This window comes from Bradyrhizobium sp. WSM3983 (genome assembly GCF_000473045.1).
GTDB lineage: Bacteria > Pseudomonadota > Alphaproteobacteria > Rhizobiales > Xanthobacteraceae > Bradyrhizobium.
The window spans coordinates 15,134-40,915 of sequence record NZ_AXAY01000046.1 but is presented as its reverse complement, the minus strand read 5'-3'; the positions used below and the strand labels follow the sequence as shown (position 1 = coordinate 40,915).

At 63.5% G+C, this 25,782-nt stretch carries 28 protein-coding genes and 1 tRNA gene; 13 read left to right on the top strand and 16 right to left on the bottom strand.

Annotated features, from left to right (window positions below; genetic code table 11):
• Positions 1-32: 32 nt before the first annotated feature.
• From YUA_RS0138150 to YUA_RS0138130, 5 genes are all read right to left on the bottom strand, one after another.
• The gene (locus YUA_RS0138150; RefSeq protein ID WP_027535363.1) at positions 33-653 is read right to left on the bottom strand and encodes an ATP-dependent Clp protease proteolytic subunit; all 621 of its coding nucleotides are present in this window, start codon (positions 651-653) and stop codon (positions 33-35) included.
• A gap of 42 nt (positions 654-695) precedes the next feature.
• On the bottom strand, positions 696-1,049 hold the full coding sequence (locus YUA_RS0138145; RefSeq protein ID WP_027535362.1) for an SRPBCC domain-containing protein: 354 nt from the start codon (positions 1,047-1,049) through the stop codon (positions 696-698).
• Positions 1,046-1,360 carry a helix-turn-helix transcriptional regulator gene (locus YUA_RS0138140; protein WP_027535361.1) on the bottom strand — a complete coding sequence of 105 codons (315 nt, stop codon included), beginning with the start codon at positions 1,358-1,360 and terminating at the stop codon, positions 1,046-1,048. The genes YUA_RS0138145 and YUA_RS0138140 overlap by 4 nt, the downstream gene beginning before the upstream one ends.
• 42 nt (positions 1,361-1,402) lie before the next feature.
• A complete protein-coding gene (locus YUA_RS0138135; protein WP_027535360.1) occupies positions 1,403-2,704 on the bottom strand; it encodes an ammonium transporter in 1,302 nt (433 codons plus the stop codon).
• A 72-nt stretch (positions 2,705-2,776) separates the two neighbouring features.
• The gene (locus tag YUA_RS0138130) at positions 2,777-3,115 is read right to left on the bottom strand and encodes a P-II family nitrogen regulator (RefSeq protein WP_027535359.1); all 339 of its coding nucleotides are present in this window, start codon (positions 3,113-3,115) and stop codon (positions 2,777-2,779) included.
• Between the two features lie 236 nt (positions 3,116-3,351).
• On the opposite strand from YUA_RS0138130, the gene YUA_RS0138125 reads away from it, so the two are divergent.
• The gene (locus YUA_RS0138125; RefSeq protein ID WP_027535358.1) at positions 3,352-4,242 is read left to right on the top strand and encodes a DUF4339 domain-containing protein; all 891 of its coding nucleotides are present in this window, start codon (positions 3,352-3,354) and stop codon (positions 4,240-4,242) included.
• A 39-nt stretch (positions 4,243-4,281) separates the two neighbouring features.
• On the opposite strand, the gene tesB is transcribed toward YUA_RS0138125, so the two are convergent.
• On the bottom strand, positions 4,282-5,145 hold the full coding sequence (tesB, locus tag YUA_RS0138120; RefSeq protein ID WP_027535357.1) for an acyl-CoA thioesterase II: 864 nt from the start codon (positions 5,143-5,145) through the stop codon (positions 4,282-4,284).
• A gap of 154 nt (positions 5,146-5,299) precedes the next feature.
• Between tesB and YUA_RS0138115 the strand changes: the two genes are divergently transcribed.
• A complete protein-coding gene (locus YUA_RS0138115; protein ID WP_027535356.1) occupies positions 5,300-6,520 on the top strand; it encodes a ubiquinone biosynthesis hydroxylase in 1,221 nt (406 codons plus the stop codon).
• A 224-nt stretch (positions 6,521-6,744) separates the two neighbouring features.
• Here YUA_RS0138115 and YUA_RS0138110 read toward each other — a convergent pair whose 3' ends face one another.
• A complete protein-coding gene (locus YUA_RS0138110) occupies positions 6,745-6,942 on the bottom strand; it encodes a Trm112 family protein (protein ID WP_027535355.1) in 198 nt (65 codons plus the stop codon).
• A 61-nt stretch (positions 6,943-7,003) separates the two neighbouring features.
• Positions 7,004-7,534, bottom strand: a complete 531-nt coding sequence (locus tag YUA_RS0138105) for a TetR/AcrR family transcriptional regulator (RefSeq protein ID WP_027535354.1) — start codon at positions 7,532-7,534, stop codon at positions 7,004-7,006.
• 107 nt (positions 7,535-7,641) lie between these two features.
• Between YUA_RS0138105 and YUA_RS0138100 the strand changes: the two genes are divergently transcribed.
• The 3 genes from YUA_RS0138100 (at position 7,642) to YUA_RS0138090 (ending at position 9,063) form a co-directional block, all read left to right on the top strand.
• Entirely contained in the window at positions 7,642-7,992 is a 351-nt protein-coding gene (locus YUA_RS0138100) for a hypothetical protein (protein WP_027535353.1), read from the top strand.
• A 201-nt stretch (positions 7,993-8,193) separates the two neighbouring features.
• Positions 8,194-8,472 (top strand): PepSY domain-containing protein, encoded by a 279-nt coding sequence (locus YUA_RS0138095; protein ID WP_027535352.1) that lies wholly within the window; start codon positions 8,194-8,196, stop codon positions 8,470-8,472.
• 24 nt (positions 8,473-8,496) lie between these two features.
• The gene (locus YUA_RS0138090) at positions 8,497-9,063 is read left to right on the top strand and encodes a cytochrome b/b6 domain-containing protein (protein ID WP_051383613.1); all 567 of its coding nucleotides are present in this window, start codon (positions 8,497-8,499) and stop codon (positions 9,061-9,063) included.
• A gap of 202 nt (positions 9,064-9,265) precedes the next feature.
• On the opposite strand, the gene YUA_RS0138085 is transcribed toward YUA_RS0138090, so the two are convergent.
• Both YUA_RS0138085 and trxA read right to left on the bottom strand, forming a co-directional pair.
• Positions 9,266-9,943, bottom strand: coding sequence for an LON peptidase substrate-binding domain-containing protein (locus tag YUA_RS0138085; protein ID WP_027535350.1), 678 nt, complete (start codon positions 9,941-9,943; stop codon positions 9,266-9,268).
• 32 nt (positions 9,944-9,975) lie between these two features.
• A complete protein-coding gene (trxA, locus tag YUA_RS0138080) occupies positions 9,976-10,899 on the bottom strand; it encodes a thioredoxin (RefSeq protein ID WP_027535349.1) in 924 nt (307 codons plus the stop codon).
• 273 nt (positions 10,900-11,172) lie between these two features.
• Here trxA and YUA_RS0138075 point away from each other — a divergent pair.
• The 6 genes from YUA_RS0138075 (at position 11,173) to YUA_RS0138050 (ending at position 15,960) form a co-directional block, all read left to right on the top strand.
• A tRNA-Gly gene (locus YUA_RS0138075) sits at positions 11,173-11,247 on the top strand.
• Positions 11,248-11,614: 367 nt separating this feature from the next.
• Entirely contained in the window at positions 11,615-11,869 is a 255-nt protein-coding gene (locus YUA_RS0138070) for a hypothetical protein (RefSeq protein ID WP_027535348.1), read from the top strand.
• Complete coding sequence (locus YUA_RS0138065; protein ID WP_027535347.1) at positions 11,866-12,606, top strand: Fic family protein; 741 nt, start codon at positions 11,866-11,868, stop codon at positions 12,604-12,606. Before YUA_RS0138070 ends, YUA_RS0138065 begins: the two co-directional genes overlap by 4 nt.
• A gap of 69 nt (positions 12,607-12,675) precedes the next feature.
• Positions 12,676-13,662, top strand: a complete 987-nt coding sequence (locus tag YUA_RS0138060) for an NAD(P)-dependent oxidoreductase (RefSeq protein WP_027535346.1) — start codon at positions 12,676-12,678, stop codon at positions 13,660-13,662.
• A gap of 322 nt (positions 13,663-13,984) precedes the next feature.
• Positions 13,985-15,256 carry a sorbosone dehydrogenase family protein gene (locus YUA_RS0138055; protein WP_027535345.1) on the top strand — a complete coding sequence of 424 codons (1,272 nt, stop codon included), beginning with the start codon at positions 13,985-13,987 and terminating at the stop codon, positions 15,254-15,256.
• 110 nt (positions 15,257-15,366) lie between these two features.
• Positions 15,367-15,960, top strand: a complete 594-nt coding sequence (locus YUA_RS0138050) for a c-type cytochrome (protein ID WP_027535344.1) — start codon at positions 15,367-15,369, stop codon at positions 15,958-15,960.
• A 172-nt stretch (positions 15,961-16,132) separates the two neighbouring features.
• Here the strand turns inward: YUA_RS0138050 and panE are convergent, their stop codons facing one another.
• From panE to YUA_RS0138030, 4 genes are all read right to left on the bottom strand, one after another.
• Complete coding sequence (gene panE / locus YUA_RS0138045; protein ID WP_027535343.1) at positions 16,133-17,056, bottom strand: 2-dehydropantoate 2-reductase; 924 nt, start codon at positions 17,054-17,056, stop codon at positions 16,133-16,135.
• 111 nt (positions 17,057-17,167) lie between these two features.
• A complete protein-coding gene (locus YUA_RS0138040; RefSeq protein WP_027535342.1) occupies positions 17,168-17,776 on the bottom strand; it encodes a 2-hydroxychromene-2-carboxylate isomerase in 609 nt (202 codons plus the stop codon).
• A gap of 90 nt (positions 17,777-17,866) precedes the next feature.
• Positions 17,867-19,216 carry an MATE family efflux transporter gene (locus tag YUA_RS0138035; RefSeq protein ID WP_027535341.1) on the bottom strand — a complete coding sequence of 450 codons (1,350 nt, stop codon included), beginning with the start codon at positions 19,214-19,216 and terminating at the stop codon, positions 17,867-17,869.
• 86 nt (positions 19,217-19,302) lie between these two features.
• Positions 19,303-19,884, bottom strand: coding sequence for a DUF2239 family protein (locus YUA_RS0138030; protein WP_027535340.1), 582 nt, complete (start codon positions 19,882-19,884; stop codon positions 19,303-19,305).
• 164 nt (positions 19,885-20,048) lie between these two features.
• Between YUA_RS0138030 and YUA_RS0138025 the strand changes: the two genes are divergently transcribed.
• Positions 20,049-20,714 (top strand): glutathione S-transferase family protein, encoded by a 666-nt coding sequence (locus tag YUA_RS0138025; RefSeq protein WP_027535339.1) that lies wholly within the window; start codon positions 20,049-20,051, stop codon positions 20,712-20,714.
• A 68-nt stretch (positions 20,715-20,782) separates the two neighbouring features.
• On the opposite strand, the gene ggt is transcribed toward YUA_RS0138025, so the two are convergent.
• Entirely contained in the window at positions 20,783-22,534 is a 1,752-nt protein-coding gene (ggt, locus tag YUA_RS0138020; RefSeq protein WP_027535338.1) for a gamma-glutamyltransferase, read from the bottom strand.
• A gap of 100 nt (positions 22,535-22,634) precedes the next feature.
• Between ggt and YUA_RS0138015 the strand changes: the two genes are divergently transcribed.
• A complete protein-coding gene (locus YUA_RS0138015; protein WP_027535337.1) occupies positions 22,635-24,023 on the top strand; it encodes an MFS transporter in 1,389 nt (462 codons plus the stop codon).
• Between the two features lie 154 nt (positions 24,024-24,177).
• Here the strand turns inward: YUA_RS0138015 and purH are convergent, their stop codons facing one another.
• Positions 24,178-25,770, bottom strand: a complete 1,593-nt coding sequence (gene purH / locus YUA_RS0138010; protein WP_027535336.1) for a bifunctional phosphoribosylaminoimidazolecarboxamide formyltransferase/IMP cyclohydrolase — start codon at positions 25,768-25,770, stop codon at positions 24,178-24,180.
• Between the last annotated feature and the right edge of the window lie 12 nt (positions 25,771-25,782).

Below are 25,782 nucleotides of genomic sequence, written 5' to 3'. Positions count from 1 at the left end.
GCAGTTGGAGGGTATCTAATTACGGAGGCGGTCTATTGACTAGCCTCGCGATCGGACGGCTGGCGCTCCGTAAAGACCCGGTCGATCAATCCCCACTCGACCCCTTGCTGCGCGGTCATGAAGTGGTCGCGGTCCAGGGTCCGTTCCACCTCAGCCGCGGAGCGCCCGCAATGTTGCGCATAGAGCCGGGTGATACGCCGCTTGGTTTCCTGCATTTCGTTGGCATGGATCAGGATGTCGGACGCCTGGCCCTGGAAGCCGCCGAGCGGCTGATGCACGTGAAGGCTCGCATTGGGCAGCGCGGCGCGGTGACCGGGTTCGCCGGCCATCAGCAGGAACGAGCCCATGGAGCGCGCGGTGCCCATACACAGCGTATGAACCGGCGCCTTGATGAACTGCATGGTGTCGTACATGGCGAGGCCACTGGTGACCACGCCGCCGTAGGAATTGATGTAGAGATTGATCGGCCTGTTCGGGTTCTCCGCCTCCAGGAACAGCAGTTGCGCGCAGACCAGTCCGGACATGGCGTCATTGACCTCGCCGTTGAGGAAGATGATGCGCTCGCGCAGGAGCCGCGAGTAGATATCGAAGGATCGTTCGCCGCGGGCAGATTGTTCGACGACCATAGGGACGAGCTGAAGCATGTCGCGCATCGGCGACCTCCATGTCTGCAGGTGATGAAGTCTTGTTTGGTGTCAGGCCGCCAGCATCAGGCAGCAATTGCTGTTGGCCGGCTGCGGCAGCTTCGCGAGGTCGTCGCAGGCTTGCTGGATGATGCGGAAGCGGGTGCCGCCGTCCTCGTTCGGCTCGATCCGGAAGATGACGTGGCTCTCGCGAAACGGCGGCTCTGAATCACGAAGCCGGTAGCGTACCTCCTCGCCCGCGATCGATGATTCCGGCTCGGCGCCCGCAAGGTCGCAATCCGGCAGCCAGCGCTCGCGCAAGGCCGGAATGGTCACGGCACGCCAGACCTTTGCCGGCGGCGCATCGAATTCATATTCGAGCACCAGTTCTGCATCGGAGGGATCGGGCTTCGCTGCGTCGCTCATTGATCCATATCCTTCAAAAGATCGGCGAGTGCGTCCATGCGCTTCGGCCAATAGGCGCGATAACGCGCAAGCCATGCCCCGATGGCGACGATTCCTTCGGGGTCGACTTCGTAATTCACAAAGCGGCCCTGCCGCTGCTCGCGCACGAGGCCTGCCGCGCGCAGCACCGCAAGATGCTGCGACATCGCCGGCTGGCTGATCTCCAAACCGTCGCGCAAAGCGCTGGCATTCAAGCTTCCGCCAGCGAGCTTCTCAAAGACCTTTCGGCGCGTCGGGTCGGCCAGCGCCTTGAAGATGTCGGCTTCGATCATGGCAATACATAAGCATGTACTTATATATTGCGCAAGCCCCGATTACTGCAGCGCTTCGCCGTGCTGCGAGATATCGAGCCCCTCGAGCTCGTGCTCGCGCGACACGCGCAGGGGCACGAACAGGCCGACCAGCTTGAGCAGAACAAAGCTCACGCCCGCCGACCAGACAAAGGTGACGGCGACACCGTAAAGCTGGATCAGCAATTGCTGCGGATGGCCCTCGAGCAGGCCGGCCGTGCCGCCGATCGCGCTGGTCGCGAACACGCCGGCGAGCAACGTGCCGGTCAGCCCGCCGATGCCGTGGACGCCGAACACGTCGAGCGAGTCGTCGTAGTTGAAGCGGTGCTTCAGCCAGGTGCAGGCCCAGTAGCAAATCCCGCCTGCGGCGATGCCGATGACGATGCCGTGCCACGGCGCGACGAAGCCCGAAGCTGGTGTGATGGTGCCGAGGCCGGCCACCGCGCCCGAGATCATGCCGAGCACGGAAGGCTTGCGCCGCGTCGACCATTCGATCGCGCCCCAGGTCAGCGCGCCGGAGCAGGCCGCAAGATGTGTGGCGATGATCGCCATCACCGCGCGCGAATTGGCAGCACCGGCCGAGCCGCCGTTGAAGCCGAACCAGCCGACCCACAACAGGCCGGTGCCCATCACGGCGAGCGACAGATCGAACGGCGAGAGATTTTCGGTGCCGTAGCCGTGACGGCGCCCCATCACCTTGGCGGCGACGAGGCCGCCGGTGCCGGCCGACAGATGCACGACGAGACCGCCGGCGAAATCGAGCACGCCCATGCTGTTGAGGAAGCCGCCGCCCCACACCCAATGCGCCAGCGGAATGTAGACGAATATGAACCAGGCGACGGAGAACAGCAGATAGGCGGAGAACCGCATCCGGTCGGCGACCGAGCCCGCGACCAGCGCCACCGTGATGATCGCAAACGTCATCTGGTACAGCATGAACAGCGCTTCCGGGATCGTCTTCGCGGCCGGGTTGACGCTGTCCATGGTCATGCCGGCGAGGAACCAGCGGTCGAGCGAACCGATCCACGGGCCGTCGCCGACGAAGCACAGCGAATAGCCGAACGCGACCCAGAGAATCGAGATGATCGTCACCGCGGCAAGGCTCTGCGCCATGGTGGCGAGCACGTTCTTCTTGCGCACCATGCCCGAGTAGAACAGCGCAAGTCCCGGGATCGTCATCATCAGCACCAGTGCGGTGGCGACGATCATCCAGGCGGTGTCGGCGGTGCTGATCTCGGAGGCTGCGGCGTGCGCGGGCGCTGCCATAAGCGACACAAATCCGATCGGCGCAGCCATTACGGCTGCGCGGCGCAACAATCCCGCCATGTCATTTCCCCCCGGCATAGTGATGGCGTCGCACGCGTGGCGTCGTTGCCGGCTGCGATCGGATAGATGTGTTTAGAGCGCGTCGCTGTCGGTTTCGCCGGTGCGGATGCGCAGCGCGTGGTCGATCGGCGTGACGAAGATCTTGCCGTCGCCGATCTGCCCGGTACGCGCCGACGCGGTGATCACGCCGACCGCCTTGTCGGCGATGTCGGAGGCGACCGCGATCTCGATCCGCAGCTTCGGCAGGAAGTTCACGACATATTCCGCGCCGCGATAGATCTCGGTGTGACCCTTCTGGCGGCCGTAGCCCTTCACCTCGGTCACGGTCATGCCGTGGACGCCGATCGCCGTCAGGGCCTGGCGGACTTCATCGAGCTTGAAGGGTTTGATGATCGCGACGACGAGTTTCATGGTCAGGCCTATTCCCCGGGGATGCGCAGCGCCGCATGTCCCCGGCGCTGCGTCAATCTGGCATCTTTCCGGGCAAATGGCACAAAAAACTTGCAGATTGAAGCGGAAAAACGTCTGGCGTTGTGAACGGCCGCCTCTGTACAGGGCAGCCGTTCATCCTTCACAATGCATTTTTGGCATGGATGCGGTGAACCCGCGCCTGCCGAGCGGTACATAAGTATTTTGGGGGACGCGTCATGGCGAGCTGGTTCTACGCATCCGAGGGCAAGCAGCAGGGGCCCTATCCGGAGGGCCAATTCCGCGACCTGATCGCCCAGGGCGTCGTGCGCGGCGATACCCTGGTGTGGTCCGAGGGCATGGCCGGCTGGCAGAAGGCCGCCGAAATTCCCGGTCTGATGTCGGGCGGCGGCGCGTCGCCGATCATTCCCGCCGGGGCCCCGCCGATGATGGGCGGCGGTGGCTACACCGGTGCAGGCAGCGCTGCCGGCGGATCGCTGTCGGTCGATTTCGGCATCGTCGACTTCACCTGGCGAACACTGGTGATGCTGATCGGCTCGTGCTTCATCATCCCGATTCCGTGGCTGTTCGTCTGGTACACGCAATGGATCGTGTCCTGCGTGAAGGTTCCGGGGCGGCCGAACCTCTCCTTCACCGGCAATGCCATGGCGATCGTGCCCTGGTTCTTCGGGTTCATCGTTCTGGCGATTGTCGTCGGCTACACCGGCATCCAGATTTTGAGCACCGCGCTCTACATCGTCCAGATCGTGCTCTACTGGATGCTGCTGAAATGGATGATCGCCAACATCGCCTCCAACGGGCAGCCGCTCGGCCTCAGCTTCACCGGCTCGGCCCTGGGCTATATCGGCTGGAACCTGCTGTTTGCGATCTCCATCATCACCATCATCGGATGGGCCTGGGTCGCCGCAGCCCAGCTGCGCTGGACCTATCGCAACATTCAGGGCACGCGGCGAGAGATCACCTTCCGGGGCAGCGGGCTCGGGATCCTCTGGCGCGGAATTGCGGCGGCGATCCTGTGCGGCTTCATCATCCCGATTCCGTGGGTGTATCGCTGGATCATGAACTGGTTCGCATCGCAGACCGAGCTCGCACCGCGCGGTTCGATGTAAGCACGACTCAAAAGGCCCTGAGTCGCGCGCTTGGGGCGATCAGGTCCTCCGCTCGCGCACGGAGCCTTCCTGCGCGACAGAGGCGACCAGGGTGCCGTCGGGCTTGAAGATCGAGCCGCGGGTCAAGCCGCGGCCGCCTTGCGCGCTCGGCGAATCCTGCGCGTAGAGCAGCCACTCGTCGGCGCGGAACGGGCGGTGAAACCACATCGCGTGGTCGAGGCTCGCCGGCATCATGCGCTTGTCGAACAGCGTTCGGCCATAGCGCGCCATGATCGCATCGAGCAGCGAGAAGTCCGAGGCATAGGCCAGCGCGCACATGTGCAGCGCCGGATCGTCCGGAAGCGTTGCCGCCGTCTTGATCCAGACATGGATGCGGCCGTCCTCGATCTTCTGGCCGAAGTAACGGCCGAGCTCGACCGGGCGCAGCTCGATCGGACGATCGGACTCGTAGTAGCGACGGATGAAGTCCGGCATCTCGCGGAACGTCGGCTGCTTCGCCATCTCCTCCGCCGTGAGCTTTTCCGGCGGCGGCACGTCAGGCATTTTTTCCTGGTGATCGAATGCGCTTTCCTCCTCGGCGTGGAACGAGACCATGATCGAGAAGATTGCATTGCCGTGCTGGATCGCGGTGACACGGCGCGTCGAATAGCTCTTGCCGTCGCGCAGGCGCTCGACCTGGTAGATGATCGGGATCTGCGGATCGCCCGGCAGGATGAAATAGCAGTGCAGCGAATGTGGCAGGCGGCCCTCGACGGTGCGGCAGGCCGCCACCATCGCCTGTCCGATCACCTGCCCGCCGAACACCCGCTGCCAGCTCGTCTTCGGGCTGTTGCCGCGGAACAAATTCACCTCGAGCTGCTCGAGGTCGAGGATCGAAATCAGGTCGATCAGGCTCTTGGACATGGAATTCAGCTTTCGCATCGTCATTCCAGGTTCGCTGCTCCGGAATGACACAATGGCGGCGCTCCGCCCTTGTTTCACCGCACTGTTTCGCCCACCTCAAGTCTGCTAGCAAGACCAAGATTTGGCCGGACAGTCTGGGCAGGAAAAGTTGAGCATGTCGGTACAGGGTAGCATTGTCATTGGCGGCGGCGCGTTTGCGGGCCTCGCGCTCGCACTTGCGCTGCGCCAGGGGCTCGGACCCGAGATCCCGGTCATCGTCGCCGATCCTGCGCTTAGCATTCGGCCGAGCCGCGATCCCCGCGCGACCGCGATCGTGGCCGCCTGCCGCCGCCTGTTCGAGGCGCTCGGCGCCTGGGACGATGTCAAGGCCGAGGCCCAGCCGATCCTCGACATGGTCGTCACCGATTCCAAGCTCGAGGACGCCACGCGTCCGGCGTTCCTGAATTTCGCCGGCGATGTCGCGCCCGGCGAACCCTTCGCGCATATGGTCGAGAACCGCCGCCTGATCGATGCGCTGGTCGTTCGCGCCGAAGCTGAAGGCATCGATCTCCGCGCGACCATCGTTGCGTCTTACGATGCGAGCGCCGGCGGCGTTGACGTGACACTCGGCGATGGCAGCAAGATTGCTGCAAGCCTTCTGATCGCGGCTGACGGCGCCAAGTCCAGGCTGCGCGAGCGCGCCGGCATCGCCACCCATGGCTGGGAATACGACCAGTCCGGCATCGTCGTCACCGTCGGCCACGAGCGCGATCACGAAGGCCGCGCCGAAGAGCACTTCTTGCCCGCGGGTCCCTTTGCGATCCTGCCGCTCACCGGCAAGCGATCGTCGCTGGTGTGGACCGAGCGCCGCAGTGAGGCCGCGCGCATCATTGCGCTGAGCGAAGAAGAGTTTCACGGCGAGCTCGAGCAGCGTTTTGGTTTGCATCTCGGCGAGGTGAAAGCGCTCGACAAGCCGCGCGCGTTCCCGCTGTCCTATTTCGTGGCGCGCTCCTTCGTCGCCGAGCGCCTCGCGCTGGTCGGCGATTCCGCCCATGTCATCCATCCCATCGCCGGACAGGGTCTCAACATGGGGCTGAAGGATGTCGCCGCATTGGCCGAAGTCGTGGTCGATGCCGCGCGGCTCGGCATGGATCTCGGCGGAGCCGACGTGCTCGAGCGCTATCAGCGCTGGCGCCGCTTCGACACCATGGCGATGGGCGTCGCCACCAATTCGCTGAACTTCCTGTTCTCCAACCAGTCGACGCTGCTGCGCTCGTTGCGCGACATCGGCCTCGGCATCGTCGACCGCACCCCGCCGCTGAAGAATCTCTTCATCCGCGAGGCGGCGGGTTTGACGGGTGAGATACCGAAGCTGTTGAAGGGCGAGGCGTTGTAAGGGAGTCTAGCTAGCGCTCCATACTCCGCCGTCGTCCCGGACAAGCGCAGCGCAGATCCGGGACCCATACGCCGCAGCAATAGTTATGCGAAGACTCGGAGTTACCAACCTCGCCCTACACCACTCCCTGTGGTTATGGATCCCGGCCTTCGCCGGGATGACACTGCGAGTGTTGCGCGGGCATCGTGCCAAACAATCAGCTGTGTTTCTCCGGGCCACTCACCTCAATCGATCTTCCGCGCCTCTTCCGGCAGCATGATCGGGATGCCGTCGCGGATCGGATAAGCGAGCTTGGCGCTGCGCGAGATCAGCTCCTGCTTGGCGGAATCGAATTCCAGCGGGCCCTTGGTCAGCGGGCAGACCAAAATCTCCAGCAGCTTGGGGTCGACGCTGGGTTCGGGGCGTTCGGTGGGCGCGTTCATCATGGTCTCCGGCGATCGGCTGCCTGTAGCATATATAATCGCGGCCGCCCATCGCGGTCCGCTAGGACGCTACCATCTTCTGGATCTCGTCGAGCAGGCCCTGCAGCCGCGCGGGCGGCACCGGCGAGCCCGACAGCGCGAAGCCGAGAAAGGTCCAGTACAGGATCTGCGCCCGCGCCTGCGCGCTTGCCGCGGCGAACCCGCGTCGTTCCAGCAGCCCCTCAATATAGTCGAGCCTGCGGCGATCGATGGCGCGGACAGCCGCTTGCGCCGCCGGATCGAACGCCGCCCAGTTGCGCACGGCGCGTTCCAGATCGAGCCGGGCGCCAAAGGTCCTCCGCAGCAGCGCTTTCAGCGGCTCGTCGCTGTCGGCCTTGACGCCGGCGATGATCTCCTCGGCGGCGATCTCGCGCCAGCGTTTCAGCACGGCCGCGTGGAACGCGCCGAGATCGGCAAAATGCCAGTAAAAACTGCCGCGGGAGACGCCCATCGTTTTTGCCATTGGATCGGCCTTCAGTGCGGTGAAGCCGTTCTTGGTGAGCGCCTTGATGCCCTGGCTGATCCAGTCGTCGGCGGAGAGCTGTTCGGTCATGTCAGGTTCCGAGATCTTGACCATACACTAGTGTATTGACAGGCGGCAGGCCAGCGCCTATCTCACCATACACATATGTATGGGCAGAGCTTCAGAGGGCTTTAACGATGCGTGATCTCCTGCTCCAGTGCGCCGGCGTCGGGGCCATCGTGGTGGCCCTCATCCATGGCATTCTCGGCGAGACCAAGGTCTTTGCCCGTGCCCGCATCGAGCCGGAACGGCTCCGCACCCTGATCCGCCTGGTCTGGCAGGCTTCGACCGTCGCCTGGATCGGTTGCGGTGTGCTGCTGGTCGCGACGCCCTGGATGGACTCAGGCGCGGCGCGCCACTGGATCGTCATCACCATGGCCTGCGTGTTCGGCTTCTCCGCCTGCGCCAACGCCTGGGCGACCCGTGGCCGGCATTTTGGCTGGATGGCGCTGAGCGCGGTCGTGGCGATGGCGGTGGCCGGGTGCTGAGGGCGGATGGAAATTGTGCGCCGTCGAATCCGTGAAGCTTAAGGCCGCAGCGCGCCGCAAAACATGCGCTGCATGCGGACCGCGCCGATGTTTTGGCTACCGTTAGAATATCTCTAAGCGCGCAGGAACCACGATTGACTTCACCCTCCCCTTTGCTTCTTTCGGACGCGCTTCGCGCACACGACAGAGGAGGAGACATTCGTGAGAGTCATTCGTGTTCTTGCCATCGCACTGACGGTCGGGATCGGCATGGGGTCGACGGCGATGGCCGACGGTTTCAAGAATTGCACCAAGCTCGACAAGGCCTCGTGGAAGCCGGCGGGCGATGCCGAAGCCAAGGCCAAGGCTGCGGGCTATGAAGTCCGCCGCTCCAAGATCGAAGGCTCGTGCTATGAGGTCTACGGCGTCAAGGAAGGCAAGCTCTATGAGCTGTTCTTCAGCCCGGAAGATCTCAGCCTGAAGCACACGATTGCGAAGTAAAGGCTAGGTTTGAACGACGAAGCGATGCGAGATACGCGCGGGGTGTCCGACCGGCCCCCCGCGGATCGGACGATTGCGGTCTGGGACCTCCCGCTGCGTCTGTGGCACTGGGCCCTCGCGGTCAGCGTCCTGGTCGCGTGGTTCACGCCCACCGTCCACGACAGCCTTCACCGCATCGTCGGCTATGCGATCATCGGGCTTTTGGTCTTCCGCCTGATCCTGGGATTTTGGGGCAGCCGCTATTCGCGCTTTCGCATGATCGGCGTCAGGCTTCGCGCTGCGCCCTTCTATCTCTGGAATCTGCGCCGCGGCATCACCGGCCACTATATCGGGCTCAATCCCGCCGGCACCTCGATGCTGATCGCGCTGCTCGTGGCCCTCGCCGTCTCAGCCATCACGGGTGCCCTGTCAGTGACCGTCACCTTCTTCGGCGTCTGGTGGATCGAGGACACCCACGCTTACGCATCGGACGCCGTGATTGTTCTCGTCGTGCTGCACATCGTCGGCGTGGTGGGGATGAGCATGCTTCAGCGCGAGAACCTGATCCGCGCCATGATCACCGGCCGCAAGCACATCAGCAATCGCCCGTAAGGTTGAGCTAGAACGATCGAGCCGCGGGCGCGGTCAACCTCGCCCGCTTGCGGGAGAGGTCGACGCGCTCGGAGAGCGCGGCGGGTGAGGGCTTTCTCCTCTGTGGGAGTCTCTCCAGCGGAGACACCCTCTCCCCGACCCTCTCCCGCTCGCGGGAGAGGGAGCGGGAGCGCACCGTCTTCGCTGAAGCTCAGCCGTGCAATCACTGCAACGGCGGATCGCCGCTGGTGCGCTTCTTGGCGAGATCCATCTCGGTGACCGCGATCAGGATCTCGGCACGGGTCTTCAGATCAGGCGCTTCCAGCATCGCCTGCTTCTCGGCCGGACCATAGGGCGACATCATCGCCAGCGCATTGACCAACGCCTCGTTGGGCGCACTCTCGACGCCTTCCCAGTCAACCTTGAGATTGTTGGCCTTCAAAAAATCCGCCAGCACCTTCAGCAGCGCTTCGCGATCGACCTCGTCCTCGCCCTTGCGCGCGGTGAAGTCGTCGACGAAGGCGAAGAAGTCCACCTTGCACTGCCGGTACGCGGTCAGCACCTCGAGCTCCTCGAGCACCCTGAAGCGCGCAACCCCGGTGAGCTCGAGGATGTAGCGGCCGTCGCCGGATTCGGCGATCTGGGTGATGCGGCCGACGCAGCCGACGCGGAACAGCGTCGGCTTGTCCGAATTCTTCGGCGAGTGCGCCGCGTCCGGCTGAATCATGCCAATCAGGCGATGGCCGTCGCGGAAGGAATCGTCGACCATCGCGAGATAGCGCGGCTCGAAGATGTTGAGCGGCATCTGGCCGCGCGGCAGCAGCAGCGCGCCCGGCAGCGGAAACACCGGAATGATCTCCGGAAGGTCGGCGGGCCCGCGATATTCGATGTTGATCGGCATCTGGTCCCCGCTGACGTCGCCGTACGTCTTCCTTACGAAAACAGGATGGTCGACAAGCGCTTTCGTCCCTCGACGGTTGCATCATCCGTGCCGCCCCAGGCCTCGAAGAACTGCACGAGCTGCTTGCGGGCGCCGTCGTCGTTCCATTTGCGGTCGCGCTTGATGATCGCGAGCAGCTGCTCGGTGGCGGCCGCCCGGTTGCCCTGCGCGTTGAGCGCGGTGGCGAGGTCGAATCGTGCCTGATGATCGAGCGGGTCTGCGGCGACTTTCTGTTCCAGCTCGGTCACCGGTCCCAGCGATTCCGCCTGCTCCGCGAGATCGATCGCGGTCTGCACCGCTTTCACCGCGGGGTCGTTGCGCTTGGATTCGGGCACCATGGCCAGCGTCTGCTTGGCCTGCTCCATCGCACCGGAGGTGGCGTAGCATTTTGCGAGCCCGGCAAGCGCTGCGATGTTGGTCGCGTCGTGCTGGAGCACTTCGGCGTAGATCTGCGCGGCCGCGGCGGCATCGCCCTCGGCGAGCACGGCCTCGGCCTCTTGCAGGATCTCGGCGATGTTGGGCTCGCCCGGCGCGGTGACGCCCTTGGTCAGCTTTTCGATGAAGGCATTGACCTGGCTCTCCGGCACCGCGCCCATGAAACCGTCGGCGGGCTGGCCGTTGACGAAGGCGATCACGGCCGGGATCGACTGGATGCCCATCTGGCCTGGAATCGCCGGATGCTGGTCGATGTTCATCTTGACCAGCTTGACCTTGCCCTTGGCCGCCTTCACCGCCTTTTCCAGCACGGGGGTCAGCTGCTTGCAGGGGCCGCACCACTCCGCCCAGAAGTCGATCAGCACCGGCTGGCGCTTCGATTCCTCGATGACGTCCTTCACGAAGGTCTGGGTGGTGGTGTCCTTGATCAGGTCGGCCGCAGCCGGGCCCGCCGCTCCGTTACCCTGGTCGATGATCGTCACGGGATCCCCTCGTCTGATGTCTGGAATGGCGGGTCTTTAGCACGTCGCCGATTCATATGCTTCGCTGTCGGCCTAAAATTGGGCCGGGCCGGCCGAATTTCAATCCATCGGCGGTGATTCGGCCGTTCTGGGGCGTTTTCGACCGATTTGGCCGTGTTCGGGGTCCATATGGGGCTCCGAAAGCGAATCTATGCCGCCGGTAGCTGTTGCATTCGCCGCCCGCTTTTGGCATACGACAGCCGTTGCCGGCGCGTCACGCGACCGACACAGGATGCGGGTGTAGCTCAGTGGTAGAGCACGACCTTGCCAAGGTCGGGGTCGAGGGTTCGAGCCCCTTCGCCCGCTCCAGTTTTTCTTCCAGGCCGGTACTGTGTAGCGCTCTCCAGCTCCGGAGAGCACCGTATGAAATCACCAAATATTCCCAATGGGAAAGCGCAAGCCACTGTTGGGCTTAGGCTGTCTCGTCCGGCGTTTTGCAGTCCGCGCCTTTTGCGGCCTCCAATAAAGCGTCCAACACCGGCCCGCTCCCAAACCTTGATTCAGATGGATGTTCTTGTTGTCCGTTTCGGCCTTCCGGAAGGCCCCGCACCAGTGGAAAGTTGGCAGAAATTTTGAAGGCTTTCAGAGGCTTACAGGCTCGTGAAGGGCCTCTAAAAAGCCCGCAACTTCATGGATTTTCAGGCCTCGGCGTACTATATTGGCGCGAGGAGAATCCATGTCCGCCCAACGTTCCGCGACCAAGCCCCATTATACCGCTGGCGTAATCCAGCGGTTGGCGACAGCGAACAACGTAGCGATGGTCGTGACCTCGAACGACGTCTTTGCTCATCACGTGACGCGGCTCTCCGGCGATGACGTGAATTTCGATCCTATTGAGAATACGATCATTGCGCTTCAGCGCGCCGGGATTTTGGATCGTGTTCAGGCAGTGCGCCTTCAGGCCCGCTATCTGCGCGAAAGCCGTCCGTGACGTTTGATCCATTCGGGGATTTCGCAGCGCGCGGCTATTTGCGCAACGTCGCAAAGGCCAAAGATTCCGAAATCGTTCAGCGTCTCCTGCACAATTCCTTCCTGACTGGCATCGATGCAGCCTTGGATTATCTCAAGGCGCGGCCTTCCTTATGCTACGCCGACGTCCTGCAAACACACAAAACGCTCTTCGAAGGGATGTTCCCGTGGGCTGGAGAGGATCGCCTTGTGAACGCGTCCCATATCTTCGTGAAGAAGGGCGCCGTGATCTTCGCCCACCCCAATGACATCCGCAAAGCTATCGATTACGCGCTGGAAAAGGGACAGGACAAGGCATTCATGGTGGAAAAGCCTGGCGAAGTGATGGGCTATCTCGCTTATGGCCACCCGTTCCTCGACGGCAATGGTCGCACCATCATGCTGATCCATGCGGAGCTTGCACGCCGGGCAAATATCGGCATCGACTGGGCCGCCACGGACAAAGACCAATATCTCGCAGCCCTGACGCAGGAACTCGAAGAACCGGGCAAGGGTAAACTTGACGCTTACCTCAAGCCATTCACTCGCAAGGGCTCGGAGATGAAAGGCATTGCGAATGCGATCAAGGCGGCGCCGGGGCTGGACGGCGGCAACGCGGACTCGGTCGCAGGCGAGACGAGCAATCCAATGCTCAAGGCGCAATACGAAGCGCAAGAAGTCAAGCGTAGGGGCGGGCAAGGCTCTTCGGATTCGGAGTAGGCATTACCTAAAATACCTCAGACGGACCGTCACCTCCGCCCCCTTGGGGCCGTTACATTTAGATCTCACATGACAATTTTGGTCACGGGCAGTGCCGGCCACCTTGGCGAGGCCATTCTCCGGACGCTCCGGCGTCGCGGATCGCCCGCGCGCGGAATCGATCTGAAGCCATCGCCCTTCACCGAAGCCGTTGGCTCGATCGTCGATCCCGGCTTCGTCCGGGCGCAGATGGACGGCGTCACCGCGATCATCCACACCGCGACGCTGCACAAGCCGCATGTGGCGACCCACAGCAAGCAAGCCTTTGTCGACACCAACGTCACTGGCACGCTCAATCTGCTCGAGGCGGCCGTCGCGGCCGGCGTGAAGAGTTTTGTCTTCACCAGCACCACGAGCGCGTTCGGCTCGCAGCTCCGCCCCGGGGCCGGGCAGGCGGCGGTGTGGGTCACCGAGGATCTGCCGGCGATCCCGAAGAACATCTACGGCACCACAAAATGGATGGCGGAAAATCTGTGCGAGCTGTTCTTTCGCGAGCGGGGCTTGCCGGTCGTGGTGTTGCGGACCTCGCGGTTCTTTCCGGAGGACGACGACGATCCTGCAATGCGGTCGGCTTACCCGCTGGACAATGCGCAGGCCAATGAGCTGCTCTATAGACGGCTGGATATAGCGGACGCGGTCAGCGCCCATCTGCTCGCGGTCGACCGCGCGCCGGAGATCGGCTTTGGCCGTTACATCGTCTCGGCGACGAGCCCGTTCGCGCAACGCCACCTCTCGGCGCTCGCGCAAGATGCTGCCGGTGTCGTGCGCGAGCTCTATCCGGATTGTGCGCAGCTCTATGCGGCGCGCGGCTGGCTGTTATTCCCCGAGATCGATCGCGTCTATGTCAACGCCCGCGCGCGGCGCGAGCTCGGCTGGCATCCGGAATTCGATTTCGCCCATGTGCTGCGCAGCCTTCGTGAAGGGCAGGATTTCCGCAGCTCCCTGGCGCGCGAGGTGGGAGCGAAATTCTATCACGACATGCTGTTTGACGATGGACCGTATCCCGTCGCCAATTAGCCGCTGCTTTTGTCAATTCGCACGATGTTTCAAGCGTGTGGCCGTTGTCGCCGCGCACCATCCGGCCTCGACCGTTCTACGGTGCATGGGGTTGTTTTCGCGGTTTTGTATTGGTCGACCATTTTGCTGCCTGCAAATGCGGCGCGCTTGATCGCGATACCGCGTTGCAGCGTGACTGCAGTCCCTGCGACGCGCTTCTCACGGCTCGCAGATGTGCTAACCTTTTTGCGTCTGCCACCTCGACAGACTCCGAACTTCGCCTACTCGAACAGCAAAACAAAATAACGCGCAGCCCTCACGGCTGCCTTAGGGGAGTGACGCGATGAAATCGATGATCCATCGATCCGTGTTGGCGCTTGCAGCCGTGGCCCTTCTTGCCGGGACCAGCGTCGTCAACGCACAACAAGACCAAGGCCGGGCGCTGAAGAAGTACGAATCCGGCACCAAGGAATTCTGGACCCATCCGCCGGATGACTGGTTCCTCGGCGACGAGACCGAGGCGCAGAAGGGCCTCGCGCCGCCGTCGGGTCCGCCGACCGGCGCCTCGGATGCCGAGCTCGCGGCGATGATGAAGAAGATCAAGCTGCCGGCGGGCTTCAAGATCGAGGTCTATGCCTCGAACGTGCTGGCCGCGCGACAGATGGCCTGGGGTGACAAGGGCACGCTGTTCGTCGGCTCGTTCGGCCTCGGCAACGTCTATGCCATCAAGGACAACAACGGAAAGAAAGAGGTCAAGACCATCCTCAAGGGGCTCAACATGCCCACGGGTCTGGCCGTCAAGGACGGTGCGCTCTACGTCATCGCGGTCGACAAGCTGATCCGTTACGACGACGTCGAAAACAAGCTCGACAATCTCGGCGAGGGCAAGGTCGTCTATGACGACATGCCGTCCTACGCCGCGCACGGCTGGAAGTACCTCGCGGCCGACAAGGACGGCTGGTTCTACATTCCGTTCGGACCGCCCTTCAATGTCGGCATCCCGCCGACCAGCGTCTCGCAGATCCGGCGCGTCGATCCCAAGACCGGCAATGCCGAAACCGTGGCGCTCGGCGTCCGCAACTCGGTCGGCGGCGACGTCGATCCGCGCACCGGCAAGTACTGGTTCACCGAGAACGCCCGCGACTGGGTCAGCGACGATCTGCCCTCCGACAAGCTGAACATGATCTCGAAGATGGGCGAGCATTTCGGCTATCCCTACTGCCACCAGGGGGACCTGCCCGATCCGAAGTTCGCGATGGGCCACAAATGCTCCGAGTTCACGCCGCCCGTGCTGAACCTCGGGGCCCACGTCGCTCCGCTCGGCATGAAGTTCTATACCGGCGACCAATTCCCCGCCGAGTACAAAAACAACATCCTGATCGCCGAGCACGGCTCCTGGAATCGTCACAAGTACCAGGGCGGCCGCATCATGCGTGTGATCGTCGGACCAGACGGCAAGAACCCCAAGCAGGAGGTGTTCGCCTCCGGATGGATCGAGGGTGACCAGGGCTATCTCGGTCGTCCCGACGACATCATCCTCGCCAAGGACGGCTCGATCCTCGTCGCCGACGACTGGGCCGGCGCGATCTACCGCATCAGCTACAGCAAGAAGTGACGCACGACGACACGAGGCTGCGGTGGCCCGCAAGGCGCCGCAGCCTCTTTCATTTCAAAGTCTCACGCTGTCGTTCCGCGCCACTTGCGCGCAAATCCGGAATTCCTACCATGCGCCGGCAGTTCATCTCGCACGCAATCAGCACGGCTGCGCTCCTCGCGCTTGGTGCCCTTTCCGCAAGCGCCGCCGATAATACTGCCGTCCAGGAGAAGGCTGCCGTTTGCTCCGGCTGTCACGGCGAGAACGGTATCTCGCAGACCGAGAACATCCCCTCGCTGGCGGGCCAGCCCGATCAATTCCTGCAATGGCAGCTCGTCTTCTTCCGCGCCGGCTCGCGCAAGAACGAGCAGATGCAGCCGATTGCCGCGGAGATCACCAACGAGGACGTCCGCAGTCTCGGCGCTTATTTCGCGGCCATGACACCGCCAAAGCCAGCGGAGGACAAGGATCCGGACCTGTCGAAAAAAGGCGCGCAAGTTGCCGTCGGCCGCCGCTGCGCCTCATGTCACACGGATAGCTTCGCCGGCACCAAGGCCGTCGCGCGGCTCGCGGGTCAGCGCGAGGAATATCTGGTCAAGGCGCTGCAAGACTACAAGAGCAGCCAGCGCGTCGGCGGCGGCGTCGCCGCGATGGCCGATGTCGCCTATCACATGAGCGATGAGGAAATCACCGCCGTCTCGCACTACCTCGCATATTTCAAGTAGCCGAAGTGTAGCTGCAAACTCCGCTGTCGTCCCGGCGAAGGCCGGGACCCATAACCACAGGGAGTGGTTTGGCGAAGACTCGTTGTTCGGTACTTCTATCGTCCGTACTCGATAGATCACGCGGTATGGGTCCCGGCCTTCGCCGGGACGACAGCGGAATGCGGGCTGCTACCTACCCCACGCGTTGCTTCTCATACGCCTTGAGATGAGTGTACGCGATGCGCAGTTTCGGCACCGGGACTTTGGCGGCATCGGCGCGCGCGATGAGGTCGCCGATCACGTGGTCGGCCTCGACCGGGAAGCCTGCCTTGATGTCGCGGAACATCGAGGCCGTCATCGGCGAGCCCTCGGTCGTAAGGTTGCCCTTCACGCGCTCGAAGAACGGACCGCCCGGCGTGTAGCCCGACGCCGTGGCGATCGAGCTGGTCTCATCGAGCATGCCGAGCAAAAAGTCGCGGCCGCCGGGCGCAGCGAGGATGTTGCCGACGGAGGTGCGCATCAGGCTGGTGCTTGCGGCGAGCGAGGACAGGAATACCCACTTCTCCCACATGTCCTGCATGATGTTCTGGCTGGCAGTGGCGCCAACGATGCCGCTCTTGAAGGCTTCGTCGATCGCCTTGACGCGATCCGACAATTTGCCGTCACGCTCGCCGTAATTGATCGACTGCATCGGCTGCAGCTGCACCACTTCGCGCTTCTCGTTCAGGGTCGCGGCAATGGCGCAGAGACCGCCGAGCACGCGCTCCTTGCCGAATTTCGCATCGAGCGTGTCGAGATGCTTCATGCCATTGAGCATCGGGATGATCGCAGTGTTCGGGCCGACCGCGGCTGCGAACGATTTGATGGCATCGTCGAGGTCGAACGCCTTGCAACTGAGCAGCACGACGTCGAATTTGTCCTCGATCGCGTCGGCCTGCACGGTCGGCGGATTCTTCAAGGTCACGTCGCCATTCGGGCTCTTGATGACGAGGCCGTCGCTCGCGAGCTCGCTGGCGCGGCGCGGCCGGACCAGGAAAGTGACGTCGCGGCCGGCCTGTAACAGCCTGCCACCAAAATAGCCGCCGATGGCGCCGGCGCCGACCACGAGGATACGCATGGGCAAGTCCTTATTGTTGCTATTGGCGGTCTATCTATAGTCGCCCTTGCGCGCGAAGCGAAGCAACCCGGAATGTCACCGCGATCACATTCTGTCGCCGGAGATGCGGGATTATTGTCCCAGCACCATCTCCTCGACCTCGCGCAGCTGTTCCTTGCCGAAAAACATCTCGTTGCCGACGAAGAAGGTCGGCGAGCCGAACGAGCCGCGGGCGACCGCCTCCTCGGTGTTCTTGATCAGCTTGCCCTTCACCTCGGGCTCCTGGGCGCGGGCGAACAGCTTTTTGGCATCGAGACCCGAGGACGCCAGCGCCTTCGCCGCGACCTCGAGGTCGTCCATCTTCTTCGGCTCGCGCCACATGTGATGGAAGGCGGCATCGACATATTTCTCGAACACGCCCTCGAGCTGCGCCGCGATCGCGGTGCGCATCAGGTTCAGTGTGTTGACGGGGAAGTTGGGATTGAAGACGTAAGGCTGGACCTTGAAGCGCTTGATGAAGCGCTCGGTCTCGACCTGCTGGAATTCGCGCTTGTTCTTGATGCCGGCGAGCATCTCGGCCGGGGACTTGTTGTTGGTCGACTTGAAGATGCCGCCGAGCAGGATCGGCACATATTCAAATTTGACGCCGATGCGCTGCTCGATCGCCGGAATTGCCAGGTGGCTGAGATAGGCGTTCGGGCTGCCGAAGTCGAACAGGAATTGCGGGGCTGTGCGGCTCAAAATCGTTCTCCCTGATCTGGCTTTTCATCCATTGTGGCGCAGGGCGCGCCACAGGTCCACCGTTTAATGACGGTCATAATATCTTGATGATCAGATCAGGCGCCGGATCGCCTTCTTGCGCCACACCAGCAAGTAATAGCCCATCTGCAAAATGAACATGGCGCAAAACACGATCGGATAGGCCGCCCATACACCTTCAAGGCCGATCGTGCGGCTCAGGATCATTGCCGACGGCAGCTCGATCGCGACAATGGCGAAGATCGACAGCAGCATCGGCGTCAGCGCCACGCCGGCGGCACGCATCGCGCCGGAAAACGTAGTCGCAAGGCCGAACGGCACCGAGCTCCACAAAGCGACAAAGAGTAAACCTTTCGCCAAATCGAGCACGGCGCCATCGGTGATGAAGATGCCGAGCACGGCGCGCGGCGCGAGATAGATCAGCGCCACGAGCCCGCCAGTCAGCACGAGATTGAACGCAAGGCCCGTGCGAACGATGCCGTCGAGCCGGCCTCTATCGCCACCGCCGATGGCTTGCGCGCCGAGGATCGAGACCGCGATCGAGATCGAGATCGCCGTGAACTGCGTGTAGCCCATCACCTGATTGACCGCGCCGTAAGCCGCCGTTGCGTTCGAGCCAAAGCCGTTGACAAGGCCGAGCAAAACCAGCTCGGCGATCGCCATCACGACCATGCCGACCGCACTGGGTAATCCAATGCCAAGGATCTGTCCGATTACGGCACGATTGAGCCGCACATGGCGCAGCAATGCGACGTCCGGCGCGAGCGCGTGCTTCTTCCGCAGCAAATAGAAGGCCAGCGCGACCAGCGTCACCGCGTTGGAGATCGCGGCCGCCCAGGCCGGGCTGGTGATGCCGAGCGCCGGCAATCCGAACGCGCCGCGGATCAGCATCGGCGTCAGGATCAGGCCGATCGCAGTCGACAATGCCAGCGCCAGCAGCGGTGTCACCGCGTCGCCGACGCCGCGGATCATTGCCGTCATCAGCAGGAAGGTGAAGCCGAGCGGCATCGTCAGCAGCATGATGCGGGCATAGCGGCTTGCCTGGTCGAGAATGTCTGCGGGCGTCGCGAGCGCCATCATCAATTGCCGGCTGAAGAGCCCGCCGATCAATCCGACAGACATCGAGAGCAGCAGGCCGACCGCGAGCGTCGTGCCGACGACGATTTTGATCCTGCCGTGCTCGCCCGCACCAAAGGCCTGGCCGATCAGCACGGTGGCGCCGGTGCTCAGACCCATGACGAAGGCGAACAGGAAGAACACCACCGGAAAGAATGTCGAGACAGCCGCCAGTGCGTCCACGCCGATCATCTGGCCGAGATAGACATTGCTGACGGTGCCGAACAGCGATTGCAGCGCGTTGCCCAGCATCAACGGTGCGAGAAAGCGCTGGAAGGTTTTCCAGAGCGGTTTTGGAGCGGACATGGATGTGCCTTTCATCAGGACGAGCAGAGCCGTTGCCGCGCGAAGCACGCGCGGCCTGGCCGTTGATGGGTTGTTGGAGATCGCGCCTAGGCGCGGTCGCTATAGGCGAGCTTGACGATGTGGTCGCGGATGTCGGCCGGCCAGTCGGCGATCAGTCCGGTGAAGCGCCGCCGGTCATCTGCAAACAGTGCGCGCGAAGCTTCCTCGAACTGCGGCAGATTGCCGGCCATGGTCGACATGAAGTGATAGGCCGCATCGCGCGCCTGCCGCTCGCGATCCTTGTCGCCGCTCGCGCGCCGCGCCTCGTCGACCAGTTTTCGCAGCGCGACCGAAGCGCCGCCGGGCTGCGCGCCGAGCCACTCCCAGTGCCGCGGCAGCAGCGTCACCTCGCGCGCGACCACGCCGAGTTTCGGCCGGCCGCGGCCGCGCGGCTCGGCCGGTGGCGCGGTCTCCGCAACCGGCGGCGGGATCAGCTTCGCCAGACGCGCCAGCACCTCGCGATCCCCGCCGCGCAGATCGAAGTCGATCGATCGGCCCGTGGTGTCCTCGAAGATGATGGTGGGCTCGTCTGGCCGTGCCGCCACCCGCTTGACGACCAGCGCGACCTCTCCTGCCGGCCCGGACACCAGACGGCGCTGTCCCTGGAAGGCGGTGAAAGTCTTTTGCATTGAAATCATTGCCGTATTTGATGACAGTGGTCAATTTAATACCCGGGTAATTTAGCAGCGTCAATATGCCCGGGTGAAAATATCCATCCGGATGGCTCGACATTGCGTTGCCGGGCTGGCACGTACGCGATCGACCGACCACGCCTAGCCTTGGGGATCTCGCGATGCTGACCGTCCACCACCTCAACAATTCGCGTTCGCAGCGGGTATTGTGGCTGCTCGAGGAGTTGGGCGTGCCCTATGAGATCGTGCGCTATCAGCGTCAGCCGGACATGCGTGCGCCGAAGGAGCTGCGCGCCATCCATCCGCTCGGCAAGTCGCCCGTCATTACCGACAACGGCAACACCGTCGCTGAGTCCGGCGCGATCATCGAATATCTCATCGCGACATACGGCAATGGCCGGCTGATTCCGCCGCCGAACACGCCGGAGCGGCTGCGCTTCACGTATTGGCTACATTATGCGGAAGGATCCGCCATGTCGCCGCTGCTGCTAAAACTGCTGTTCACGCTGATGCCGAAGCGCGCACCGGCGCTGCTTCGTCCGCTGGTGCGCAAGGTCTCGAACCAGGCGCTCACCGCGCTGGTCAATCCGCAGCTCAAGCAGCACATGGATTATTGGGAAGGCGAGCTGGGAAAAAGCGAGTGGTTCGCCGGCAGCGAGTTCACCGCGGCCGATATCCAGATGAGCTTTCCGCTTGAAGCAGCGCAAGCGCGCGGTGGGCTCGAGCAGGGCCATCCCAAGGCGATGGCCTTCCTCGAACGCATCCATGCACGGCCGGCGTACAGCCACGCGCTCGAGAAGGGCGGCCCGTACGAGGTGGGACGATAGCTATTTCGCCGCCATTGCTGGTCACGCGGACCCGTCGCAGGAAACAACACGCGGATGCAGCGGACGGGCTACTGCCCCGCTGCTTCCGCGCCGCGCGAGCGCGGATCCGGCGCGCCGAGGGGGCCGTTCGGCGTCACGAGAATCGAGTTGGCGGAGGTTTGTCCCATCGGCTCGACGATGAGGTGACCATTCGCTTTCAACTCGAACAGCACATCGTCGGGAAAGCCGCGCTCGACGCGCACTTCGTCCGGCAGCCACTGATGATGCAGCCGCGGCGCGGCCACTGCGGCCGCTACGTCCATCTTGTAGTCGAGAACGTTCACGATCACCTGGAGTACGGTCGAGATGATACGGCTGCCACCGGGCGAGCCCGTCACCAGCACCGGTTTGCCGCCCCGGAGCACGATGGTCGGCGACATCGAGGACAGTGGCCGCTTGCCGGGCCCGGGCAGATTGGGTTCGTAGCCGACGAGGCCATAGGCATTGGAGGCGCCGACGGCGGCGGTGAAATCGTCGAGCTCGTTGTTGAGCAGCACGCCGGTGCCATCGGCGACGAGGCCGACGCCGTAGCTGAAGTTCAGCGTATAGGTGTTGCTGACGGCATTGCCGCGGGCATCGACGACGGAATAGTGCGTGGTGTTGCTGCCTTCGCGCGGCGCGGGCGGTGCGGAAACGATCTCTTTCGACGGCGTCGCGCGATCGGTCGAGATGCTCGCACGCAGTTTGGTCGCATAGTTCTTCGCCGTGAGCGTTTCGATCGGCGCGTTGACGAAGGCGGGATCGCCGAGATAGCGCGCACGATCCGCATAGGCGCGCTTCATGGCTTCGATCAGCAGATGCAGCGATGCCGGCGAGCCCTGCTTCAGATCGGCGAGTTGAAAGCCTTCGAGGATGTTGAGCGATTCCACCAGCACCACCCCGCCGGATGATGGCAGCGGCATCGAGACGATGTCATAGCCGCGATAGGTGCCGCGCACTGGCGTGCGGATCACCGCCTGATAGGCCTTCAGATCGGCCGGCGTCATGATGCCGCCGGCGTCGGACACGGCCTTGGCGATCCTCTCCGCCACCGGCCCCTCGTAGAAGCCGCGCGGTCCTTGTGCTGCGACACTCGCCAGCGTGTCGGCGAGATCGCTCTGCACCAGCCTGTCGCCTTCGCCAAACGGCGTGCCATCGGGCTTTGCGAAAACTTTGGCCGAGGTTGACCAGCGAGCGAGTCGCGGATACCAGCCCGGCAGGGTATCGGCGATGTCGTCGGTGACGATAAATCCATCGCGGGCGAGGGCGATCGCAGGTTCGAGCAATTGCGCCAGCGTGAACTTGCCTGAGCCGTATTTCTCGAGCGCCAGCGCCAGGCCTGCGACCGTGCCGGGCACGCCGATGCCAAGTCCGGAATCGCGCGACTTGGCGGGATCGGGCTTGCCGTCGGCTCCAAGGAATATCTGCGCCGTGGTCGCCGCCGGCGCGGTCTCGCGATAATCGATCGCGACGTCTTCATTGCGCTCGGTGGAGTGGATCACCATGAAGCCGCCGCCGCCGATATTGCCGGCGCGCGGATAAGTCACCGCCATCGCAAAGCCTGTCGCGACGGCCGCGTCGACCGCATTGCCGCCGCGCCGCAAGATATCGGCGCCGACCTGCGCCGATATCTTCTCCTGCGCCACCACAATGCCATGCTCGGCGGGGATAGCGTGCACTGTGTCGAGCGTCGGCGGGACATAAGCCCGCCGCGCATCCTGCGCGGTTGCTGATACAAGGCCAAACGCCAGAGTGGCGATGAGTGCGAAAAAAGTCCGCCGTGTCGAAAATGACGCCATCATCAAATTTCCGCCGGGCCTTCAGGCCAATTCAAACGCGTCGCAGTAATGCTATACGGTTTGCGCTAAGAGAGGCAAAACTGTTTGTGATGAGGACTGCGTGATGACGACGATCGCCCCGGATGCGCGCATGGCCGTCGCCCCGCGGACCTATCCGCCGCGCGCCGCCGTCGTCAGCTGGATCTTCTTCGATTGGGCCGCGCAGCCCTATTTCACGCTGATCACAACCTTCGTGTTCGCGCCTTATTTCGCCACCAGCATCGCGCCGGATCCCGCCACGGGCCAGTCGCTCTGGGGTTTTGCGATGGCAGCAGCTGGCATGGCGATCGCGCTGTTGTCACCCGTGCTCGGCGCCATCGCTGATGCCTCGGGCCGCCGCAAACCCTGGATCGCCGTGTTCGGAGCACTCCTGGTGGTAGCTTCCTGCACGTTGTGGATCGGCAAGCCCGGCGATCAAGCCATCATTCCGCCGCTGCTTACCGCAGTCGCGCTGGCAAGCGTCGGCGCGGAATTCGCAACGGTCTTCAACAACGCGATGATGCCGACCCTGGTGCCGCCGGAGCGCATCGGCCGGCTCTCCGGCACCGGCTGGGCCACGGGCTACATCGGCGGCATCGTCAGCCTGATCATCGTGCTCGGCTTCCTCGCCGCCAATCCAGAGACCGGCCGCACGTTGCTGGGCTTCACGCCGCTGTTCGGGCTCGACCCTGCCACCCATGAAGGTGACCGTGCTGCCGGCCCGCTGACCGGGCTGTGGTTCATCATCTTCGTGACGCCGATGTTTTTGTTCACGCCGGATTATCCAGCGAAGCGCCCGATGCACGAAGCGCTGCACGAAGGCCTGGCCGATCTGAAGCGATCGCTGAAGGACTTGCCGCAGCAGAAATCGCTCGCGGCATTTCTGCTCGCCAACATGATCTACACCGACGGCCTGGTGTCGCTGTTCGCGTTCGGCGGCATCTATGCCGCAGGCACCTTCGGCTGGCACACGATCCAGATCGGCACGTTCGGCATCATCCTCGCCATTGCCGGCACCTTTGGTGCCTGGCTTGGCGGCAAGCTCGACGATGTCCTCGGTCCGAGGCGCGTCATCGCCGGCAGCTTGTTGATCCTGCTGCTCTCGGTGGCGGCGATCCTTCTGGTCGATAAGGACAGTGTGCTGTTCATCAAGGTCGCACCACCCCAGCCGGGCGGGCCGATGTTCGCTGCCGCTGCCGAGCGTGCCTATATCGTGCTCGGCTGCCTGATCGGCGCGGCCGGCGGACCGCTTCAGGCGGCCTCGCGCACGCTGCTGATCCGCCTCGCGCCGAAGGATCGCATCGCGCAGTATTTTGGCTTGTTCGCGCTGACGGGAAAAGTGACGTCCTTCATCGGGCCGCTGCTGATCGGCGTGATCACCGCAGCAACCGTGAGCCAGAAGGCCGGCATGGCCGTGCTGGTCGTGTTTTTCGTGACTGGCTTCGCGCTGCTGATGCGGGTGCGAGAAGAATAAAACTCCGCCGTCGTCCCGGCGGAGGCCGGGACCCATACCGCGTGATCTATCGTTGGCGGGACGAAGCTAGTACCGCGCACCAAACTACTCCCTGTGGTTATGGGTCCCGGCCTTCGCCGGGACGACAGGTTGAGAGTTCAGTGCACGATCGCTTCTAGTGCCTGAAATGCCGGGTGCCGGTGAACACCATGGCGATGCCGTGCTCGTCGGCGGCCTTGATCACCTCGTCATCGCGCATCGAGCCGCCGGGCTGCACCACGGCGGTGGCGCCGGCTTCGATGCAGGCGAGCATGCCGTCGGCGAACGGGAAGAACGCATCAGACGCCACGACCGAACCCTTGGTCAGTGGCTCGGCGAGCTTCAGCTCGTTGGCCGCATCCTGCGCCTTGCGCGCGGCGATCCGCGCCGAATCCACGCGGCTCATCTGGCCCGCGCCGATGCCGACGGTGGCGAGATCCTTGGCATAGATGATGGTGTTGGACTTGACATGCTTGGCCACGCGGAAGGCAAACTTCAGGTCGCGCATCTCGGCATCGCTGGGCGCACGCTTGGTCACGACCTTAAACGTCATATCGTCGACCACGGCATTGTCGCGGCTCTGCACCAGAAGTCCGCCAGCGACAGTCTTGGCGCTCAGGCCCGGTGCGCGCGGATCGGGCAGGCTGCCGGCAAGCAGCAGGCGCAGATTCTTGCGCGCGCCGATGATGGCGATTGCCTCTTCGCTGGCATCGGGGGCGATGATCACTTCGGTGAAAATTTTTGTGATCTCGCGTGCGGTGTCGGCGTCGAGTGCACGGTTCATCGCGATGATGCCGCCAAAGGCTGAGGTCGAGTCACAGGCGAGCGCCTTGCGATAGGCGTCGACGAGGTTCGAGCCCTCTGAGACGCCGCAGGGGTTGGCATGCTTGACGATGACGCAGGCCGCCGTGCGTTTGGTGTCGAACTCGCCAATGCACTCATAGGCCGCATCGGTGTCGTTGATGTTGTTGTAGGAGAGCTCCTTGCCCTGGAGCTGCCGTGCGGCGGAGACGCCGGGACGCTTGTCGGGCGTCGCGTAGAACGCCGCGGTCTGGTGCGGGTTCTCGCCGTAGCGCAGCGACTGGATCAATTTGCCGCCGAAGGCGCGGAAATCAGGCGCATCGATTTCGAGCTGGCGATTGAACCAGTTCGAGATCGCGGCGTCGTAAGCAGCGGTGCGCGCATAGGCCTTCGCGGCAAGCCGCCGGCGCAGCTTCAGCGTGGTCGCGCCCTTGTTGGCGGCGAGCTCGTCGAGCACGGCCTTGTAGTCGTCGGCTTCGACCACGACGGCGACATCGTCGTGGTTCTTGGCGGCGGCGCGGATCATCGCGGGGCCGCCGATGTCGATATTCTCGATGCAGTCCTCGAAGCCCGCGCCTTTGTCGACGGTCGCCTCGAACGGATAGAGGTTGACGACGAGCAGATCGATCGGCGCGATGCCGTGGGCCTTCATCGCCTCCGCGTGCTCCTTGTTGTCGCGGATTGCGAGCAGGCCGCCATGCACCTTCGGATGCAGCGTCTTGACGCGGCCGTCCATCATCTCGGGAAAGCCGGTGAGGTCGGAGACGTCTTTCACCTTCAGGCCGGCGGCGGCAATTGCTTTCGCGGTGCCGCCGGTCGAGACCAGCTCGACATCATGCGCGGCGAGCGCCTTGGCGAACTCGATCAGGCCGGTCTTGTCGGAGACGGAAAGCAGAGCGCGGGTGACGCGGCGGGGATGGTCAGTCATGAGCAAGATCCT

Coding starts and splice junctions, on each gene's coding strand:
- YUA_RS0138150 (WP_027535363.1), bottom strand. CDS start 653: ATGCGCGACATGCTTCAGCTCGTCCCTATGGTCGTCGAACAATCTGCC.
- YUA_RS0138145 (WP_027535362.1), bottom strand. CDS start 1,049: ATGAGCGACGCAGCGAAGCCCGATCCCTCCGATGCAGAACTGGTGCTC.
- YUA_RS0138140 (WP_027535361.1), bottom strand. CDS start 1,360: ATGATCGAAGCCGACATCTTCAAGGCGCTGGCCGACCCGACGCGCCGA.
- YUA_RS0138135 (WP_027535360.1), bottom strand. CDS start 2,704: ATGGCGGGATTGTTGCGCCGCGCAGCCGTAATGGCTGCGCCGATCGGA.
- YUA_RS0138130 (WP_027535359.1), bottom strand. CDS start 3,115: ATGAAACTCGTCGTCGCGATCATCAAACCCTTCAAGCTCGATGAAGTC.
- YUA_RS0138125 (WP_027535358.1), top strand. CDS start 3,352: ATGGCGAGCTGGTTCTACGCATCCGAGGGCAAGCAGCAGGGGCCCTAT.
- tesB (WP_027535357.1), bottom strand. CDS start 5,145: ATGTCCAAGAGCCTGATCGACCTGATTTCGATCCTCGACCTCGAGCAG.
- YUA_RS0138115 (WP_027535356.1), top strand. CDS start 5,300: ATGTCGGTACAGGGTAGCATTGTCATTGGCGGCGGCGCGTTTGCGGGC.
- YUA_RS0138110 (WP_027535355.1), bottom strand. CDS start 6,942: ATGAACGCGCCCACCGAACGCCCCGAACCCAGCGTCGACCCCAAGCTG.
- YUA_RS0138105 (WP_027535354.1), bottom strand. CDS start 7,534: ATGACCGAACAGCTCTCCGCCGACGACTGGATCAGCCAGGGCATCAAG.
- YUA_RS0138100 (WP_027535353.1), top strand. CDS start 7,642: ATGCGTGATCTCCTGCTCCAGTGCGCCGGCGTCGGGGCCATCGTGGTG.
- YUA_RS0138090 (WP_051383613.1), top strand. CDS start 8,497: ATGCGAGATACGCGCGGGGTGTCCGACCGGCCCCCCGCGGATCGGACG.
- YUA_RS0138085 (WP_027535350.1), bottom strand. CDS start 9,943: ATGCCGATCAACATCGAATATCGCGGGCCCGCCGACCTTCCGGAGATC.
- YUA_RS0138070 (WP_027535348.1), top strand. CDS start 11,615: ATGTCCGCCCAACGTTCCGCGACCAAGCCCCATTATACCGCTGGCGTA.
- YUA_RS0138060 (WP_027535346.1), top strand. CDS start 12,676: ATGACAATTTTGGTCACGGGCAGTGCCGGCCACCTTGGCGAGGCCATT.
- YUA_RS0138055 (WP_027535345.1), top strand. CDS start 13,985: ATGAAATCGATGATCCATCGATCCGTGTTGGCGCTTGCAGCCGTGGCC.
- YUA_RS0138050 (WP_027535344.1), top strand. CDS start 15,367: ATGCGCCGGCAGTTCATCTCGCACGCAATCAGCACGGCTGCGCTCCTC.
- panE (WP_027535343.1), bottom strand. CDS start 17,056: ATGCGTATCCTCGTGGTCGGCGCCGGCGCCATCGGCGGCTATTTTGGT.
- YUA_RS0138035 (WP_027535341.1), bottom strand. CDS start 19,216: ATGTCCGCTCCAAAACCGCTCTGGAAAACCTTCCAGCGCTTTCTCGCA.
- YUA_RS0138030 (WP_027535340.1), bottom strand. CDS start 19,884: ATGCAAAAGACTTTCACCGCCTTCCAGGGACAGCGCCGTCTGGTGTCC.
- YUA_RS0138025 (WP_027535339.1), top strand. CDS start 20,049: ATGCTGACCGTCCACCACCTCAACAATTCGCGTTCGCAGCGGGTATTG.
- ggt (WP_027535338.1), bottom strand. CDS start 22,534: ATGATGGCGTCATTTTCGACACGGCGGACTTTTTTCGCACTCATCGCC.
- YUA_RS0138015 (WP_027535337.1), top strand. CDS start 22,635: ATGACGACGATCGCCCCGGATGCGCGCATGGCCGTCGCCCCGCGGACC.
- purH (WP_027535336.1), bottom strand. CDS start 25,770: ATGACTGACCATCCCCGCCGCGTCACCCGCGCTCTGCTTTCCGTCTCC.